Genomic DNA, 16,837 nt, shown 5'->3' with positions numbered 1-16,837 from the left:
GTTGTTTTAATTTATACCAGTTCAATGTAGAAAACAATCTCATTACAAATACAACTACGAATAATATATCCCTAACCCACCTCAATTTTCGAACTGCGGTATCTTTTAAGCTGGGTTAGATATAAAAGTGCGTGAGCTAAGTACAAATTAAACCCATAAAAAAACCCTTAAGCATCTTAAGGGTCTCTATTTTATAAGTTTTACAATTGAATTGTCGCAGCGTTAGCTCACGCTTACAATTATTACCACATTAAATCATCTGGAATCGCATAATTAGCATAGGGATCATCTTCAACCACTACGGCTTTAGCACTATCCTGTTGCCATAAATAACCGCACCACTGCGGCACTAACAGCTTCACTCGCTCGGCTAACTTATGCGGAACTAAGTAACTCTTGTCTTCGTAACGTACTATACCTAACTGCCCTTTGAGCAATTCCGACTGTAATTTTTCATCTATATATAAAGAATAGATTTTATTATCAAGAGTATAATTAAATTTAACTTCAGCATAGGTAGGGATTTTAATCGCAAACTGGGTGAACTCAGTGATTAACCCGCGCACTTGTCCACGCTCCGATGCTTCGGCAAAACGTTGCTCATTGAGCGCTTTATCTTTCTGTGCCTGCAGACGTTTTTGATCTGCGACTTCTTGCTTAAAAACTCCTGAGCCATCGTCTATGCGCGATTTTTTGTCACGGCGTTGTTGGGTTTTAAGGTCACGCGCCTTTTGTTTACTGGCAAGCCCAGCTTTGAGTAATTGCTCTTGTAATGCATTAGCCATGGATCATTACCTATTTAATCTATTTATAAACACAAGATGGTCGATGTGGGATTTCTGTCGACGCTTAAAATAACATTACATTTTTGCGGCTAATTCGCCAAGTTCTGTCATTGCGATACTGGCGCCGCCCAGTGACCAACCGCCGTCTACTGGCAGGACTACACCCGTAATATAAGATGCCAATTCAGAGCCCAAGAATAGCGCCGCATTAGCAATATCTTGACCTGTGCCATTGCGTTTTAACGGGACCGATTGGGCCACTTTTTGCTGTAATACCGCACTAGGGGCCAGACGATTAAAACCTTCCGTATCAGCAATTGGCCCTGGAACAATAGAGTTTATCCTTAACCCTTCACAACCCCATTCTAATGCAAGTGTACGCGTTAACATATCAACGCCCGCTTTAGCCGCACAAACATGCACTTGCATTGGCATCGCAATTGAAGCTTGCGGCGCTGAAATCTGAATAATACTGCCATTGGGACGACGTAACAAAGGGTAAGCTTGTTTGAGGACTTGAAAGCTTCCCAGTAAATCAATATCCATTACTGACTTAAATCCATTAGCGGAGAGTTTAGCCGCACTAGCCGGAAAATTGCCCGCTGCGCCACTGACGAGTACATCGATAAAGCCAAACTCTGAGGCAATTTTATCAAAGCCCACTTCGAGTGCAGTTAAATCACGTACATCAAAACTCACACCTAAATGAATGCCATCAAGATTGGCCTGTTTCAGCTGCAATACCGCGGCATCAACTTTATCTTGGCTGCGACTCGCGACTGCGACATTGGCGCCAGCCTGTGCGAACGCAATGGCAATCGCGAGATTTATCCCACTGGTTCCTCCGACAACGACAACATTCTTACCTTGATAGTTAAACATCGTAGCATTAAACATGGGCGTTCTCCGTGAACAGTGAGATAAGCACTCAGGGTGTGATTAATTATTCTCTATGCCAATGATTGGTGAATCGCTTGCAATGCCGCTAATGGATCGGCTGCTTTGGTGATGGGGCGGCCAATCACCAGGTAATCTGAACCCGCAGCAATCGCTTGAGGCGGCGTCATCACGCGGTGTTGATCGCCAGCATCGCTACCAACTGGGCGGATCCCCGGCGTAACGAGCTTGAAATCCTGACCTAACAGCGATTTTAACGCTGTCGCCTCTTGGGCTGAACACACTACGCCATCGAGTCCTGCTTGCTGCGTCAGTTTAGCTAAACGCTGAACATGTTCAAATGCAGGTACATTGATGCCGAGTAATTTAAGATCATCATCACTCATGGAGGTTAATACCGTCACAGCGATCAGCATAGGCGCTTTGTCGCCGTATGGCAGCAAGGCCTTTTTGGCCGCTTCCATCATGGCTAAACCGCCACTGGCGTGTACATTCGTCATCCACACCCCCAGTTCTGCGGCCGCGGCCACGGCTTTGGCGACAGTATTGGGAATATCGTGAAATTTCAAATCAAGGAACAAATCAAAACCACGGTCATGGATATCTTTCACCAATTGCGGGCCAAACAGGGTAAACATTTCTTTGCCGACTTTAAGGCGGCACATGTTGGGATCGAGTTTTTCTATCAGTTGTAAAGCGTGGTTTTTGTTATCGTAATCAAGCGCTACGAGGATAGGTTTAGTCGTCATCATCTCTCCAACAGAGTTACACTAACTATAGATATTATCTTATTACTCGCCGTCTAAGCCTCGGATCCGCTTGATACTGCCCCAGTTTTTACAAGAAGGACAATGCCAGTAAAGCGCATGGGATGGGAAACCACACTCTTTACAACGGTAACTTGGACGGAATTTAATTTGTTGCTCAACGAGCTGCTCTAGTAGAGCTAAACTTTGTTTGGCTTGCCCTTCCTCGGCTTGACGTAAATGCATTTGCATCAAGTGCTGAAAGCCTTTCATGGTCGGATGACGATATAACGCATCGAGCACCATGGTTTCTGCTGCTTTTATCTCATCTAAACCAATCATGTGCTGTGCTAAGGCGACCACCACAGAAGCACCGGCGCCATCGGCCATAGCGCCTGCCAGTAATTCTTGGAAACCTTCTCTATCGTTAGTATCACGGTACACTTGTTTTGCCGTTGGAATCGCATCGGCAAACAGCTCAATATCAGCATTCTTCAACTGCTGTAGCATTTGCTTACACTGATCATAATCTTGAATATCGAGAAACTTTTTAGCTAAGGTCAATAAAGCACGGCCGCACTGGGGATCTTGTTTGAGTGCCTGTTGCAGTAATTTAATTTTTTGTGCATCGTCGCTCGCTTCATCAGCTAACTGGCAATAAAAATGTGCTGTTAATGGCTTTAAAGCTTGCTGGCGCTTACGACTCAAACGCTTAGTGATATCAATCGCCTTTTGCCACTCTTTAATCACTTGATAGATAGCAATAAGTTGGGTTTCGGACTCTTCACTGTGGTCGTCTTGACTGACGAGATTAATAAAAATTTCTTCGGCCCTGTCGTAAAAACCTGCAGCCAGATAATCTTTACCCAGCTCCATCATAGCGATGTCACGCTGCTCATTAGTTAATGTAGGCCGCGCGATTAAATTTTGGTGAATGCGAATAGAGCGATCGACCTCGCCGCGTTTACGAAATAACGAGCCAAGCGATAAATGAGTGTCGATGGTTTCATCGTCAACATCGAGCATACTAATAAACAAATCAACTGCCTTGTCGGATTCATTCGACAGCAGAAAGTTGAGCCCCGTAAAATAATCACGGCTCAATTGTTTACGTTGATTAGATTGATTCTGCCTTATGCTCCGTCGCCCCATATACCAACCGTAAGCGGCAGCAATAGGAAGCAACAGAAAGAGGATCTCAAGCATATTAAGCGTCTATATCCTGAGGGACCTTGGCAAGCACTTGATTTAGCTTTTTCTTCGTTGCCGCTAAGCTCAATTTCAAGCGAACAATATAATAGCTCGCCACTAACCAACTCAGCATAAAACCGGCAAAAAAGACCACAGCAAGCACGACTGGCAGGCGGTACTCACCCTGTGCGACAAAATAGCTAATTGTCACCACTTGTTCGTTACGTGCACCAAAAATCAACGCCAAAATAAATAATAGTGCTACCAGCACAGTTGCCACAAATGATTTCACGCTGCACTCCCTATTCGCGTTTCAATTTAATGATTATCCAAGAAATTTACTGAGCTGACCAGCAATAGATACAAAAAAGCCTCCTAACGGAGGCTTTTTACTATGCGGTCAATCACACATTAACGGCGTCAACACGCTCGCGCAGTTCTTTGCCTGGCTTAAAGTGCGGGACATATTTACCTTCCAAATCGACAGATGAACCCGTCTTTGGATTACGGCCAGTCCGCGGTGCACGATAGTGAAGAGAGAAACTGCCAAAGCCACGGATCTCAATACGATCACCGCTTTCTAATGTTGTTGCCATTTGCTCCAACATTTCTTTGATTGCGCCTTCAACCTCTTTCGCCGACAGCTGCGACTGCCTGGTGGCGAGTTTTTCGATAAGTTCAGATTTCGTCATCTTAGCTATCCCCTATTATCAAGCCAAACACAGTCGCCTAATGGGGAGATAAGTCTCCCCAAACAACAGGCGATTATTTACGAGCTGCTTTAAACGCTTCAGCCATTGCATTGCTAATAACAACGTCATCTTGCTTGTTCAACGTCGCCATTACTTCTTTCTCTTCAGCTTCGTCTTTCGCTTTGATTGACAGGCTGATAGAGCGGTTCTTACGATCAACACCCATGAACTTAGCTTCGATTGCATCGCCTACATTGTAGACAGTAGATGCATCTTCGATACGCTCACGTGAAATGTCAGCTACACGGATGTAACCTTCAACAGTGTCGGCCAATTCAACAGTTACACCTTTAGCATCAACAGCAGAAACAGTACCGTTTACGATAGTGCCTTTCTTCTTGTCAGCTAAATATGCGTTGAATGGATCATCTTCAGTTTGCTTAACACCTAAGCTGATGCGCTCACGCTCTGGATCTACAGACAGAACCACTGCATGGATTTCATCGCCTTTCTTGTATTCAGAAACTGCGTCTTCGCCAGTACCGTTCCAAGAAATGTCAGACAGGTGAACTAAACCGTCGATACCGCCGTCAAGACCGATAAAGATACCGAAGTCAGTGATTGACTTGATCTTACCAGAAACCTTGTCGCCTTTATTGTAACGAGTTGCGAAGTCATCCCATGGATTAGTCTTACATTGCTTCAGACCTAGAGAAATACGACGACGCTCTTCATCGATGTCCAGAACCAGAACTTCAACTTCATCACCTAAGTTAACCACTTTAGATGGGTGAATGTTCTTGTTAGTCCAATCCATTTCAGAAACGTGAACCAGACCTTCAACGCCTTCTTCGATCTCGACGAAGCAACCGTAGTCAGTTAGGTTAGTAACGCGGCCCGTTAAACGTGTGTTTTCTGGGTAGCGCTTGCTGATTTCTAACCATGGATCTTCGCCAAGTTGTTTCAGACCTAGAGATACACGAGTGCGCTCACGATCATACTTCAGTACTTTAACGTTGATTTCATCGCCAACATTGACGATTTCTGATGGATGCTTAACACGCTTCCACGCCATATCTGTGATATGTAGCAGACCGTCAACACCACCTAAATCTACGAATGCACCGTAGTCAGTCAGGTTCTTAACGATACCTTTAACAGCTTGACCTTCTTGCAAGTTTTCTAACAGTGCATCACGCTCAGCGCTGCTTTCTGATTCGATAACTGCACGACGAGAAACAACAACGTTGTTACGCTTCTGGTCTAGTTTGATAACTTTGAATTCTAATTCTTTGTACTCTAAGTGAGCGGTGTCGCGAACTGGGCGCACATCTACTAGAGAACCTGGTAAGAAAGCACGGATACCGTTTAATTCAACAGTGAAACCGCCTTTAACTTTACCATTGATGATACCGATTACAGTTTCAGCATCTTCATAAGCTTTTTCCAGAACGATCCAAGCTTCATGACGTTTCGCTTTTTCGCGAGACAGTTGAGTCTCACCGAAGCCGTCTTCAACAGAGTCAAGAGCTACGTCAACTTCATCGCCAACTTGAATTTCTAAAACACCTTGAGCGTTTTTGAATTGTTCAGCTGGGATTGGGCTTTCAGACTTCAGACCCGCGTCAACCAGTACCATACCGTTTTTGATTGATACAACAGTACCACGAACGATAGAGCCTGGACGGAATTCCAGAGTTTGAAGGGATTGTTCAAATAGATCAGCAAAAGATTCAGTCATGTTTAGGTTACTTTCTTTATTAAACCACTGTCCGTCCTAGACGTGGAGTCAGTCAAATTATCCGTATCATCCTTAATACGAATACCTACCCGGTGGGCTAACTTAGTTAGCGTCGGATAATTTTTGGTTGATAAAGTTAAGCGCAAGCGCCAGTACTTCATCAATACCCTTACCGCTAGTATCGATAATGAGCGCATCCTCGGCGGGGACTAAAGGAGCCACCGGACGATTCATATCGCGTTCATCACGTTCGATAATTTCACTTAAAAGGCGGTCGATATTAACATCGAAGCCCTTGTCCTGCAACTGATTATAGCGTCTTTGGGCACGCTCTTCAGCTGAGGCGGTTAAATATAATTTTGCCAGTGCATTGGGGAAAACAACCGTTCCCATGTCGCGACCATCGGCAATTAATCCTGGCGCCGTTTTAAAAGCACGTTGACGACGCAGTAATGCTTCTCTCACCCGTGGAAACGCGGCGACTTTTGAAGCGGCATTTGAGCACTCTTGAGTGCGAATGTCGGTGGTGACGTCTTCACCTTCCAATATCACTTGAACCGGATCGGTATCATTGCCTGTTAAAAACTTCACATCGAGATGTGCCGCTAACAGCGTGATCGATTCTTCATTTTCCAGTTCAACGTTATGATGAATTGCTGCGAGCGCAAGAACTCGGTAAATAGCACCACTATCAAGTAGTTGCCAACCTAGATGCTGAGCCAATAATTGACTAATTGTACCTTTGCCAGCACCACTTGGGCCGTCGATTGTGACTACAGGAGCCCGTTCAGACATACATTCCTCCGCAAAAAATAACCATCATCCGTGAGTTCATCAAGTGAGCCCCCGAAAATGAGCGCGCAGCATTGTACAACAAAAGACAAACAAAATCCGTGGATTTTTTATGAAGATTAGCAGCCGCGCAAATACGGCTGACTATTCTTGACATCAATAGTTGTAACAATGACGAAGCAGATTGGCTTAGCCTTGCAGACTCGCAAACTGCTTAAAGTAGTCTGGGAATGTTTTAGAAGTGCAATCAGGATCATTGATGGTAATACCGCAATCGGCAAATGCCAGCATCGAAAAACACATGGCCATACGGTGATCATTGTAGGTATCAATTTCTGCGGTGTTAATCACCGCAGGCGGGGTGATTTTAATGTAATCGTTACCCTCTTCAACCTCGGCGCCGACTTTACGTAATTCCGTCGCCATGGCCGCTAAGCGGTCGGTCTCTTTAATACGCCAGTTATAGATATTGCGAATAACCGTCGTGCCTTTAGCAAATAACGCTGCGGTAGCAATGGTCATGGCCGCATCGGGAATGTGGTTCATATCTAAATCAACGGCCGTTAACTGAGAGCCACGGGCAATAATATAGTCATCGCCCCACTCGATATCTGCGCCCATTTTTTCAAGCACATCGGCAAATTTCACATCGCCTTGAATACTTAAACGGCCCACACCGGTGACTTTGACTTCACCGCCCTTAATCGCCCCTGCGGCGAGGAAATACGATGCCGATGACGCATCGCCTTCGACCAGCACTTTACCCGGCGACACGTACTGCTGACCGGCAAGGATCTCAAATCGGGCATAGTCATGGTTGATGACAGTTACGCCAAATTGCGCCATCAGGGACAGTGTAATATCAATATACGGCTTAGAAACTAACTCGCCTTTGACATGGATATTCACGCTGCCCTTTGCAAGCGGCGCCACCATCAATAGGGCGGTTAAAAATTGGCTTGATAAATCGCCTGCAATGTCAACATCGCCGCCATTAAGACCCGTTGCATTAATCGTCAGCGGGGGAAAACCGTCATTTTTAAGATAAACGACATTGGCACCGAGTTGCCTTAAGGCATCGACTAAGTCGCCAATCGGGCGCTCTTCCATGCGCGGTTCGCCCATGAGGGTAAATTCGCCTTGGCCTAAGGTTAAGGCGGCGCACAATGGGCGCATTGCTGTGCCCGCATTGCCTAAAAACAATTCCTGCGCAGATTCTGAGGAAATCACACCGCCTAAGCCATCAAGTTCACACACAGTATTGTTTTGCGATAAACGATAGTTCACCCCTAACTGCTTGAGGGAGGCCAGCATGTGGCGAATATCATCTGAGTCGAGCAGATTGGTAAGCGTGGTCGTGCCTTGGGCTAAGGTGGCCAATAATAAGGCACGATTTGAAATACTTTTTGAGCCCGGAATATTGATCTCACCGCGGACTTGCACAACAGGTTCAAGACGTAATTGCTTCATGAATAAATCTTCTTTCTCTATAGGGCGTCATCATCACGATCACGCGGACTGAATACGCAAAATGGCAACTTCACGCTACACAGCGTCAAGTTAAGATTACAAATAAAAGGAGATTGGGGCCTTGTTGGTGCTTCGTCGTTATAAAATTACCGATTGTCGCTAAGGATTCAACCGTTTTTTCGAGAAAAATGGCATTTTGGTCAGATTATTTACTGAGTTCAGTGTAAAAATAACAAAAACGCAAAATTTAAGCGGTTAATTTAGGATTTAATCGTATTTTTGGCAGGCTTTTTTGCCAAGATAACTGGCGTGTAATCACAGTTTTCACTTTAAATACGTTACCTTTCCGCGCTATTCTAAGCCCCAAACGATAAATAACGCATATCTGATACAAACAATCACGTTTGCACTATAACCAGAAAGGTAGATGGAGCTATGTTTAACTCACTCATCGCAATGCCAGCAGATCCCATCCTTGGCTTGTTGACTCAGTACCGCGAAGACACCCACCCGCAAAAAGTTGATTTAGGTGTGGGCGTTTATAAAGACCCTACAGGCGTGACCCCGATCCTTAACTGCGTGAAAAAAGCCGAGAAATTCCGTCTCGATACCGAAACCACCAAAGTGTATATCGGTCCAACGGGCTCGCCACAATTCAACACCTTAATGACAGAATTAGCCTTTGGTGCAAATCACAGTGCTATTCTCGCTAATCGTATCCGTACCGTTTCTACACCCGGTGGTACTGGCGCACTACGCGTGGCAGGAGATTTTATCAAACGCTGCAACCCGAATGCGGTGTTATGGGTAAGCGATCCAACTTGGGCAAACCACATCGGTTTGTTCGAAGCGGCTGGCATTACCGTTAAAACCTATCCGTATTATGACTACGATAGCAAATCATTGAAATTTGATGAGATGCTTGCTGCACTATCGCAAGTAAGTCCTGACGATGTGGTGTTATTCCACGCCTGTTGCCATAACCCGAGCGGAATGGATTTAACCACAGAACAATGGGATAAAGTGGTTGCCCTGACAAAAGAGCAAGGCTTTACCCCACTGATTGACATGGCATACCAAGGCTTTGGTGATGGCGTTGATATTGATGCCTACGGCGTGCGCAAAATGGCGGCAGCGGTCGATAATATGATCCTTTGCAGCTCATGCTCGAAAAACTTCGGTTTGTACCGTGAGCGTATCGGTTCGTGTTCTGTGATTGCCAAAGATGCTAATACCGCCAATGTAGCGCAATCAGTCCTGCTTTATGTGGTTCGCTGCCTCTACTCTATGCCGCCTGCCCATGGCGCCGCGATTGTTGAGACGATTTTAGGATCGGCAGAATTAACCCAAGAATGGCTAGATGAGCTGAAAGTAATGCGCGATCGCATTAACGGCAACCGCGCCATTTTAGTCGATAAACTTAAAGCCAATGGCGTAGACCGTGACTTTAGCTTTATCGCCCGTCAAAAAGGCATGTTCTCCTTCCTCGGGGTGAATCCAGAGCAAGTGGCGCGCCTGCAAAAAGAATTCAGCATTTATATGGTAGGTTCAAGCCGCATCAGTATTGCTGGGATCAGTGAAGATAACATCGATTACTTAGCCCAATCGATCGCTAAAGTGCTTTAAGCGCCGCTGAGTTTATCTGCACCGCTCACTCTGCTGTATTCACTCAATAAAGGAATACAGCAGAGTTCATTTACCGCCTCAAGTGTTAAATTTTTCAATCATCCCACCCGATCAGTTTTGACAGTTTATTATCCTCTGTTACATATCCCCCAATATGACAAGTAACGCCACAGTCTCACTGTTCAAGCATTTATTTTCAATCGTAAAATCACATTCTAGCGATGTTGACATCGCGGCTTTATCGCAATAAGCCACAAATTGTGACCTCGGCCGGCGGATTTCCATTTCATTAATCAGGACTGCGGCTATTTTCACTTTTTAAAGCCAACGCCACTGAGTAGATTAGTGATTATCATAGAACTTGTGGATATTCCGCCATGTTATTACCAGATAGATTAGTGCAAATCGTTACTAGCCCTCAGCTTTCACCCAAGCAAAAATCCAACTATTTAGCGTTGGAGGCAGAGGCGAGTTTGCCCTATATGTCAATATCGCCAGAAGTAAAAGCCGCGATGAATGACGGTATTATTTGCGACATGTTTGAAGGCCATGCGCCGTTTAAACCACGCTATGTGTTGCCAGACTATGCCCGCTATCTTAAGCAAGGCTCTGAATATTTAGAGCTTTCATCGGCGCAGGATTTAGATGAAGCCCTCAATGCCTTGACCATCCTTTATCATCACGTGCCATCTGTGACCAATATCCCCGTGTATTTAGGCCAGTTGGATGACATTTTGATGCCTTTCGTTGAAGGAATAGATGCGGAAGTCCTTTATCGTAAATTAAAACTGTTTTGGATCATGCTCGACAGAACCCTGCCCGATGCCTTTATGCACGTGAATATTGGTCCTACAGATAACATCGTTTGCCGCACCCTACTGCGCATTGATGCCGAGTTAAAACAAGTTGCCCCTAATTTGACCTTTATGTACGACCCCGCCGTCACGCCGGATGAATTGTTGTTGCTTGCGACCACCAATATTTGTCAGTGCAGTAAGCCGCATATTGCGAATTACCCACTGCATGCCAGTGCGTTTGATGTGCGCGGTTTTGGTATTGTCAGTTGCTACAACGCTTTGCCGTTAGCGGGCGGCGCCAATACCTTAGTTCGACTTAATCTTAAAGAAGTTGCGTTAAAGGCCAATTCTATAAACGATTTTTTTGATACTGTATTGCCAAATTACTGCTCACTCACCTTCGAGCTCATTGAAGCGCGCTCGGCATTTTTGCATCAAGAATCACACTTCTTTGACAGCTTTTTAGTTAAAGAGCAATTGATTGATGAATTGCGCTTTGCACCCATGTTTGGTATTTACGGCATGGCAGAAGCCGTGAATATTCTGCAAGCATTAACGGCCAGTGAAGAAGTAAAGCCAGCTAAACACGCTAGATATGGCCATGAAACGGATGCAAATCAACTTGGCTACCGTATTTCTGCCACGCTCGATGCCATAGTGAAATCCACACCCGTCGCGCATGGTTACCATGGGCGAGCACTGCTGCATTCACAGGGCGGCATCAGTGTCGATAAAAACGTGACCCCAGGCGTTCGCATTCCCTATGGTACTGAACCGAATCCTATCGCTCACATTCAAGCCTTAGCGCAGCATCATCAGTATTATACGGCGGGGATTAGCGATATTTTGACCATAGATGAAACTGTAAAATCCAATCCTCAAGCCATGTTCCAGCTATGTAAAGCCGCGCTGGAGTTAGGTTTTAGAGAATTTACCGCCAATGTCGCATCTAACGATTTAATGCGCGTGACCGGCTATATGGTAAAACGCTCAGATATTGAAGCGTTTAAACAGTGCGGCTCGCGCCTCAATACCACAGGCTTAGCCGCAGAAGCGGCGGTTAATACGGGAATATTGCAACGACAAGCACGAGTTATCGCCCATGAACACTCCCCTTGTGTCTTTAAATAGACACGCTATTGTCAGTCAGCTATTGCCCTTTTCATGCGTCGACGGGCCTGGCAGCAGGCTCGTATTATTCCTGCAGGGTTGCAACTATCAATGCAAAAACTGCCATAACCCACATACCATAGGCTTATGTGATGCTTGTGGCGATTGTGTCGCCACCTGCCCTGAAAATGCGCTGACATTGATAAATGCTAACAATAAGCATCTGATTCATTGGAATAAAGATCGTTGTAGCCAGTGCGATACTTGTCTTGCTGTGTGCCCAAAACAAGCCAGCCCTAAAGTCACCCGATACACTGTTGAAGAGATACTGACGATTCTCCATAGTCAGCGTCACTTTATTAATGGCATTACGGTTAGCGGCGGCGAAGCGAGCCTGCAACTGCCGTTTATTATTGCCTTGTTTCAAGCGATTAAAGCCTCAAAGCCGTTATCACACCTGACTTGTATGCTCGACACCAATGGCAGTTTGAGCTTAACGGGATGGCATAAACTGCTGCCGTTTTTAGATGGCGCTATGGTGGATCTTAAAGCGTGGCAACAGGATACCCATAGGTACATTACCGGTCGTGGTAACCATGCCGTGTTCAAATCAATCCAGTTATTGGCTAAACAGCAAAAACTGTACGAGGTGAGATTGCTGCACATTCCGAGCATCACGGATTACGAAGAAGAAATAGAAGCGCTAGCGACCTATTTACTTCTGCTAGGCCCAGATACGCGAGTTAAGTTAAATGCCTTTCACCATCATGGTGTTGTCGATGAAGCACTCAATTGGCCAAGCTGTAAACAAGCCGATATTGAACACTTAGCCGCAACGCTTGCAAAGCGAGGCGTAACCAATCTCGTGTTACCTTCCATATACCTTTAACGACTGCAAAGCAAAATTTGCTCATAAAGCCAGCGCAGTGCGGGATCTTTCATGCTTTGACTATGCCAAACTAGGCTGTAAGCCACTTTGCCATATTCTATGGGTAAAGATTTAATCGTTAAGCCTTGAGCTTGGCTAGCGATGGATGCCCAGCGGCGCGAGCAGGTAAAGAGCAACTCACTGTGATGGCACATTAACGCCGCACTGCCAAAGTCTGGGACCGAAATGGGAACGGCACGTTTTTTAGATTGCTGGGCGAGCAAAATATCAAAAAAAGGCGTGCTCAGATCTGTGTCTGTAATGCCAATATGGCTAAAACTCAGGTAATCATCGAAGCTGATATGCGGCTGTTTAGCCAAGGGATGGGATGAATTCATCAGGCAGACCATTTCATCGCTGAACAAGGTTTCCCACACCAGATCGTCTTGACGAGGATTAGGTTGGCTCAGATCATGGGGTAACAGCACAAAATCTAATGTACCTTTAAGCAATCCATCAAAACCAATATTGTCTTTGCTGTAAATATCGAGGCGGATATTAGGAGCCAAGCTCAGAATATGGGCGCTCAGTTTGGCGGCCAGCAGCTCAAAGGTGCTTTCGCGCATCGCAAGCGAGAAACGCCCCTCAAAATGTGCAGGGTTAAACGCATCCTGACTCATGATCTGATTCATATCATTGATCATCTGCTGCACGCTTGGCCCTAATCGTCTTGCCAATGGGGTTGCTACCAGTGAGTTGCCGTTACGATAGAACAGTTCATCGTTCAAACTGTCCCTGAGCTGGCTTAAGGTTTTACTGACGGATGAGGGACTTAAACATAAACGTTCGGCGCTGGCGGTTACGCTAAGGGTATCGAGCATGACATGTAAGGTAATCAAGTGTTTCATGCTGATACGTGAAAGTTTCGCTAAATCCATTACTTATGTCCCTTGAGCTGGTCAGACAGTTTATCGCGATAGCTATAAATGTCATTTGAGGATAGGTACTATGACTAGAAGATTATAAGGGATGCGCTGTTTTAAAAGATGATAAAAATCAATAGAATGTGATATCAACCTAAGGTAAAGCACTTACCACAGTAGATAACGTTTACCCATAAATGTTGAAATACACTGAATCGCTATTCAGTGTATTAAGTAAAAAAGCCACCCTAAGATGGCTAATGCATTTATGTATCAAAAGGTTAGCTTTGCGGGCCTAAAAATCGTCGCTCCCAAGCGCCTATTTCTGCCAAGTAACTTTGAAATTCAATCTCCTTCACCGACACAAAACCCGCCACAAAGTCATCGCCTAATAAACGTCTTGCCGATTCGCTTTGGCGCATTTGCGTTAATGCCGCTAAAAAGGTGGGCGCTAAGTCATGACTATTATCATAAGCGTTGCCAATTACGGGTTCGGTGGCGGCTATTTTTTCTTCCATCCCAGCCAAACCTGCAGCAAGAGAAGCGGCAATCATCAAATACGGATTCGCATCGGCGCCAGCAATACGATTCTCTACTCGTCTCGCAGACGGAACGCTTAATGGCACACGTAAGCCTGTCGTACGATTATCAACGCCCCAACTTAAGTTAATGGGCGCTTGGCTACCCGATATGTAACGTCGGAACGAGTTGATATTAGGGGCAAATAACAGCATCAAATCAGGCAGATATTTTTGTAAGCCGCCAATGTAATGATGAAACCGTTCAGTGTCGCTACCATCACTGTGACTAAAAATATTAACACCGTTATTATCGACCACACTTTGATGTAAATGCATAGAACTACCAGGTTGGCCCGCTATCGGCTTGGCCATAAAGACGGCGTTCATTCCATGCTTAATCGCAATTTCTTTTGCCGCATATTTAAACATAAACGCTTGATCGGCTAAGGCTAGTGGATTGCCATGCACTAAGTTAATCTCGTATTGTGATAAACCCATCTCATGGATCCAGGTATCCCCCTTGATCCCCATCGCATCGATAGTGGCATTAAACTCATCCCAAAATGGCGCAAGCTCATTTAGCATATTCATGCTAAAGGCAGATTGTCCATTTTCAGTGCGACCGCTTTTTGATATAGGCGCCTTAAATGGCACATTAGGATCGGTATTCGCTTCAGTAAGATAAAACTCAATTTCTGGCGCGACCACTGGAGTTAATCCAAGCGCTTGGTAACGTGCTAATACGTTTTTTAAGATAGAGCGCGGTGCAAATGGACATAAACGGCCATCTAACAACACACAATCATGGATGGCAAAAGCGCGTGGCACAGTGCTCCACGGAATCATTTTTAAGGTGCTGTAATCAGGGATTAACAGAATATCAGGATCGGCATCAGGGAAAACAGCATCATAGGAATATTCGCCTGTAATCGCCTGCATTGAGATAGCTTGGGCAATACGCAGCTCAGCCCCTTTTGCAAAACCTTGGGCAGGCATAAGTTTACCTCTAGGGTAACCAGAGATATCAGGGAATAAACATTCGACATCACGAATAGTACCGTGCTTAAAAAATGCAGTAAGAAGAGTTGAGTCCATTTGATTTGTTAGCCACTAATTATTGAGAACAGCACCATGAGAGAACGAAATTATAATCAGGCTTTCGTTTAAAAAGCCATACAGATTGTTTAAATATGTAAAATATAAATGACAAGTGAAGGTGATAAAACTAACCTCAACCGAAAAAGCCTGATTAAGTGGGATTAGGTAGATACGATACTGATATTGAGTGCTCCTTAAATGACTTAATGCTAGTGGTGTCATACCATACTCGAATGACTCATTATCAAGACATGCACAGATGAAAATAGAGTGACATTAGATATGGTTGAGTGTGGATATCGTTCACTCGGGGGATGCAAAAATAAAAAGCGAATACTAAATGCATTCGCATTTTTATGTATCAACATATTTTACAAAAGATTTCTGGCACTCGCACAAGGTCAATACAGACATAAAAACTACACTATGTGCGTATAGAACCATGCGCGCTTAGCTATGCTTAGCAGCAAACTCATTCATAAACTTGACGAGCGCAACTACGCCATCGAGTGGCATTGCATTGTAAAGGCTAGCACGCATACCGCCGACAATACGATGGCCTTTTAAGGCGACGAGTCCAGCAATTTGTGCTTGCTTTAAGAACTCACCATCAAGCGCTTCGTTAACTAACTGGAAGGTCACGTTCATTTGTGAGCGGTTAGCAGCAACGACACCATTACGGTAAAACGTATTACCATCAATACATTGATATAACATCTGCGCTTTTTGTTGATTAACTTTCGCAATGCTTGCAATACCACCAATGGATTTAAGCCAAGCAAAAACCTCTGCGGCAAGGTACCAAGCAAAAGTAGGTGGCGTATTGAACATAGAACCGTGCTCGACTTGGAGCCGATAATCCATGATGGACGACTGCGGTAAACTCGGCAGTGTTAACATGTCATCGCGTACTATCACTATCGACAGACCCGATGGACCTATGTTCTTTTGCGCACCGGCGTAAATCAAGCCGTAGCGGTTGACGTCGATCTCACGGGACATGATTGTTGACGATAAATCGGCAACAATCGGCCATGGTGAATCTAATTCGTCAAAAATTTCGATACCATCGACGGTCTCATTCGGGCAGTAGTGAACATAGCGATAATCGGCATCGATTTTATGTAAGTCAGGTAAGACAACGGCATTGAGTCCATTGTTTTTTTCAACAATATTCAGACTATCAATTTGTGCTTCACCCGCCAGTTTCTGGGCTTCTGCTAATGCGGCTGATGACCATTGGCCACTGACTAAATACAGGGCTTTGCCATGATTACCTAAAAAATTATTCACAACAGCAGAGAACTGTCCACGACCGCCGCCGTGCATAAATAGCACATGGTAATTAGCAGGGATTTGCATCAGTTCACGTAAATCGGACTCGGCTTGCTCGGTCAGCGCGATGAACTCTTTACTTCGATGGCTGATTTCCATCACGGAAACGCCTTGGCCATTCCAATCAAGTAATTCCTGTTGTGCTTTTCGCATTACCGCTGCAGGTAACATTGCCGGTCCAGCACAGAAATTATAAATCGCGCTCACTGATACTCTCCTTAATCCCAACCATGATTAATGTTCTT

The 16,837-nt window shown here is 45.0% G+C and carries 14 protein-coding genes and 1 pseudogene; 3 read left to right on the top strand and 12 right to left on the bottom strand.

Annotated elements, in window-relative coordinates; genetic code table 11:
* Positions 1-242 precede the first annotated feature (242 nt).
* The 9 genes and pseudogenes from ACRN9H_RS08610 to aroA form a co-directional block, all read right to left on the bottom strand.
* Positions 243-785, bottom strand: coding sequence for a DUF2058 domain-containing protein (locus ACRN9H_RS08610; RefSeq protein ID WP_432313311.1), 543 nt, complete (start codon positions 783-785; stop codon positions 243-245).
* 75 nt (positions 786-860) lie between these two features.
* Positions 861-1,682 (bottom strand): SDR family oxidoreductase, encoded by an 822-nt coding sequence (locus tag ACRN9H_RS08605; RefSeq protein ID WP_432313310.1) that lies wholly within the window; start codon positions 1,680-1,682, stop codon positions 861-863.
* 53 nt (positions 1,683-1,735) lie between these two features.
* A complete protein-coding gene (pyrF, locus tag ACRN9H_RS08600) occupies positions 1,736-2,431 on the bottom strand; it encodes an orotidine-5'-phosphate decarboxylase (protein WP_011846776.1) in 696 nt (231 codons plus the stop codon).
* 42 nt (positions 2,432-2,473) lie between these two features.
* On the bottom strand, positions 2,474-3,634 hold the full coding sequence (lapB, locus tag ACRN9H_RS08595; protein ID WP_432313309.1) for a lipopolysaccharide assembly protein LapB: 1,161 nt from the start codon (positions 3,632-3,634) through the stop codon (positions 2,474-2,476).
* A 1-nt stretch (position 3,635) separates the two neighbouring features.
* The gene (locus ACRN9H_RS08590) at positions 3,636-3,911 is read right to left on the bottom strand and encodes a LapA family protein (protein ID WP_432313308.1); all 276 of its coding nucleotides are present in this window, start codon (positions 3,909-3,911) and stop codon (positions 3,636-3,638) included.
* Between the two features lie 112 nt (positions 3,912-4,023).
* Positions 4,024-4,311 carry an integration host factor subunit beta gene (gene ihfB, locus ACRN9H_RS08585; RefSeq protein WP_006081718.1) on the bottom strand — a complete coding sequence of 96 codons (288 nt, stop codon included), beginning with the start codon at positions 4,309-4,311 and terminating at the stop codon, positions 4,024-4,026.
* 73 nt (positions 4,312-4,384) lie between these two features.
* Positions 4,385-6,055, bottom strand: a pseudogene (gene rpsA, locus ACRN9H_RS08580) (30S ribosomal protein S1); the annotation flags it as partial.
* A 99-nt stretch (positions 6,056-6,154) separates the two neighbouring features.
* Entirely contained in the window at positions 6,155-6,847 is a 693-nt protein-coding gene (gene cmk / locus ACRN9H_RS08575; RefSeq protein WP_432313307.1) for a (d)CMP kinase, read from the bottom strand.
* A gap of 186 nt (positions 6,848-7,033) precedes the next feature.
* Entirely contained in the window at positions 7,034-8,314 is a 1,281-nt protein-coding gene (gene aroA, locus ACRN9H_RS08570) for a 3-phosphoshikimate 1-carboxyvinyltransferase (protein ID WP_432313306.1), read from the bottom strand.
* A gap of 435 nt (positions 8,315-8,749) precedes the next feature.
* On the opposite strand from aroA, the gene ACRN9H_RS08565 reads away from it, so the two are divergent.
* The 3 genes from ACRN9H_RS08565 to ACRN9H_RS08555 all read left to right on the top strand — a co-directional run bounded on the left by ACRN9H_RS08565 (position 8,750) and on the right by ACRN9H_RS08555 (position 12,736).
* A complete protein-coding gene (locus tag ACRN9H_RS08565; RefSeq protein ID WP_432313305.1) occupies positions 8,750-9,940 on the top strand; it encodes an amino acid aminotransferase in 1,191 nt (396 codons plus the stop codon).
* Positions 9,941-10,317: 377 nt separating this feature from the next.
* The gene (locus ACRN9H_RS08560) at positions 10,318-11,868 is read left to right on the top strand and encodes a YjjI family glycine radical enzyme (RefSeq protein ID WP_432313304.1); all 1,551 of its coding nucleotides are present in this window, start codon (positions 10,318-10,320) and stop codon (positions 11,866-11,868) included.
* Complete coding sequence (locus ACRN9H_RS08555; protein ID WP_432313303.1) at positions 11,840-12,736, top strand: YjjW family glycine radical enzyme activase; 897 nt, start codon at positions 11,840-11,842, stop codon at positions 12,734-12,736. Before ACRN9H_RS08560 ends, ACRN9H_RS08555 begins: the two co-directional genes overlap by 29 nt.
* Here the strand turns inward: ACRN9H_RS08555 and ACRN9H_RS08550 are convergent.
* The 3 genes from ACRN9H_RS08550 to serC all read right to left on the bottom strand — a co-directional run bounded on the left by ACRN9H_RS08550 (position 12,733) and on the right by serC (position 16,799).
* On the bottom strand, positions 12,733-13,653 hold the full coding sequence (locus ACRN9H_RS08550) for a LysR family transcriptional regulator (RefSeq protein ID WP_432313302.1): 921 nt from the start codon (positions 13,651-13,653) through the stop codon (positions 12,733-12,735). The genes ACRN9H_RS08555 and ACRN9H_RS08550 overlap by 4 nt on opposite strands.
* Before the next feature lie 266 nt (positions 13,654-13,919).
* Positions 13,920-15,254, bottom strand: a complete 1,335-nt coding sequence (locus ACRN9H_RS08545; RefSeq protein WP_432313301.1) for a glutamine synthetase family protein — start codon at positions 15,252-15,254, stop codon at positions 13,920-13,922.
* A 453-nt stretch (positions 15,255-15,707) separates the two neighbouring features.
* Positions 15,708-16,799 (bottom strand): 3-phosphoserine/phosphohydroxythreonine transaminase, encoded by a 1,092-nt coding sequence (gene serC, locus ACRN9H_RS08540; protein WP_432313300.1) that lies wholly within the window; start codon positions 16,797-16,799, stop codon positions 15,708-15,710.
* Between the last annotated feature and the right edge of the window lie 38 nt (positions 16,800-16,837).

It is taken from the genome of Shewanella sp. MF08487 (assembly GCF_050848685.1).
GTDB lineage: Bacteria > Pseudomonadota > Gammaproteobacteria > Enterobacterales > Shewanellaceae > Shewanella > Shewanella glacialipiscicola.
Note: the sequence above shows the minus strand (reverse complement) of the source record. Positions and strands in the feature narration are given on the sequence as shown.

Bases quoted from the DNA above. Each gene is read 5' to 3' on its own strand.
- ACRN9H_RS08610 (WP_432313311.1), bottom strand. From the start codon at position 785: ATGGCTAATGCATTACAAGAGCAATTACTCAAAGCTGGGCTTGCCAGT.
- ACRN9H_RS08605 (WP_432313310.1), bottom strand. From the start codon at position 1,682: ATGTTTAATGCTACGATGTTTAACTATCAAGGTAAGAATGTTGTCGTT.
- pyrF (WP_011846776.1), bottom strand. From the start codon at position 2,431: ATGACGACTAAACCTATCCTCGTAGCGCTTGATTACGATAACAAAAAC.
- lapB (WP_432313309.1), bottom strand. From the start codon at position 3,634: ATGCTTGAGATCCTCTTTCTGTTGCTTCCTATTGCTGCCGCTTACGGT.
- ihfB (WP_006081718.1), bottom strand. From the start codon at position 4,311: ATGACGAAATCTGAACTTATCGAAAAACTCGCCACCAGGCAGTCGCAG.
- cmk (WP_432313307.1), bottom strand. From the start codon at position 6,847: ATGTCTGAACGGGCTCCTGTAGTCACAATCGACGGCCCAAGTGGTGCT.
- aroA (WP_432313306.1), bottom strand. From the start codon at position 8,314: ATGAAGCAATTACGTCTTGAACCTGTTGTGCAAGTCCGCGGTGAGATC.
- ACRN9H_RS08565 (WP_432313305.1), top strand. From the start codon at position 8,750: ATGTTTAACTCACTCATCGCAATGCCAGCAGATCCCATCCTTGGCTTG.
- ACRN9H_RS08560 (WP_432313304.1), top strand. From the start codon at position 10,318: ATGTTATTACCAGATAGATTAGTGCAAATCGTTACTAGCCCTCAGCTT.
- ACRN9H_RS08555 (WP_432313303.1), top strand. From the start codon at position 11,840: ATGAACACTCCCCTTGTGTCTTTAAATAGACACGCTATTGTCAGTCAG.
- ACRN9H_RS08550 (WP_432313302.1), bottom strand. From the start codon at position 13,653: ATGGATTTAGCGAAACTTTCACGTATCAGCATGAAACACTTGATTACC.
- ACRN9H_RS08545 (WP_432313301.1), bottom strand. From the start codon at position 15,254: ATGGACTCAACTCTTCTTACTGCATTTTTTAAGCACGGTACTATTCGT.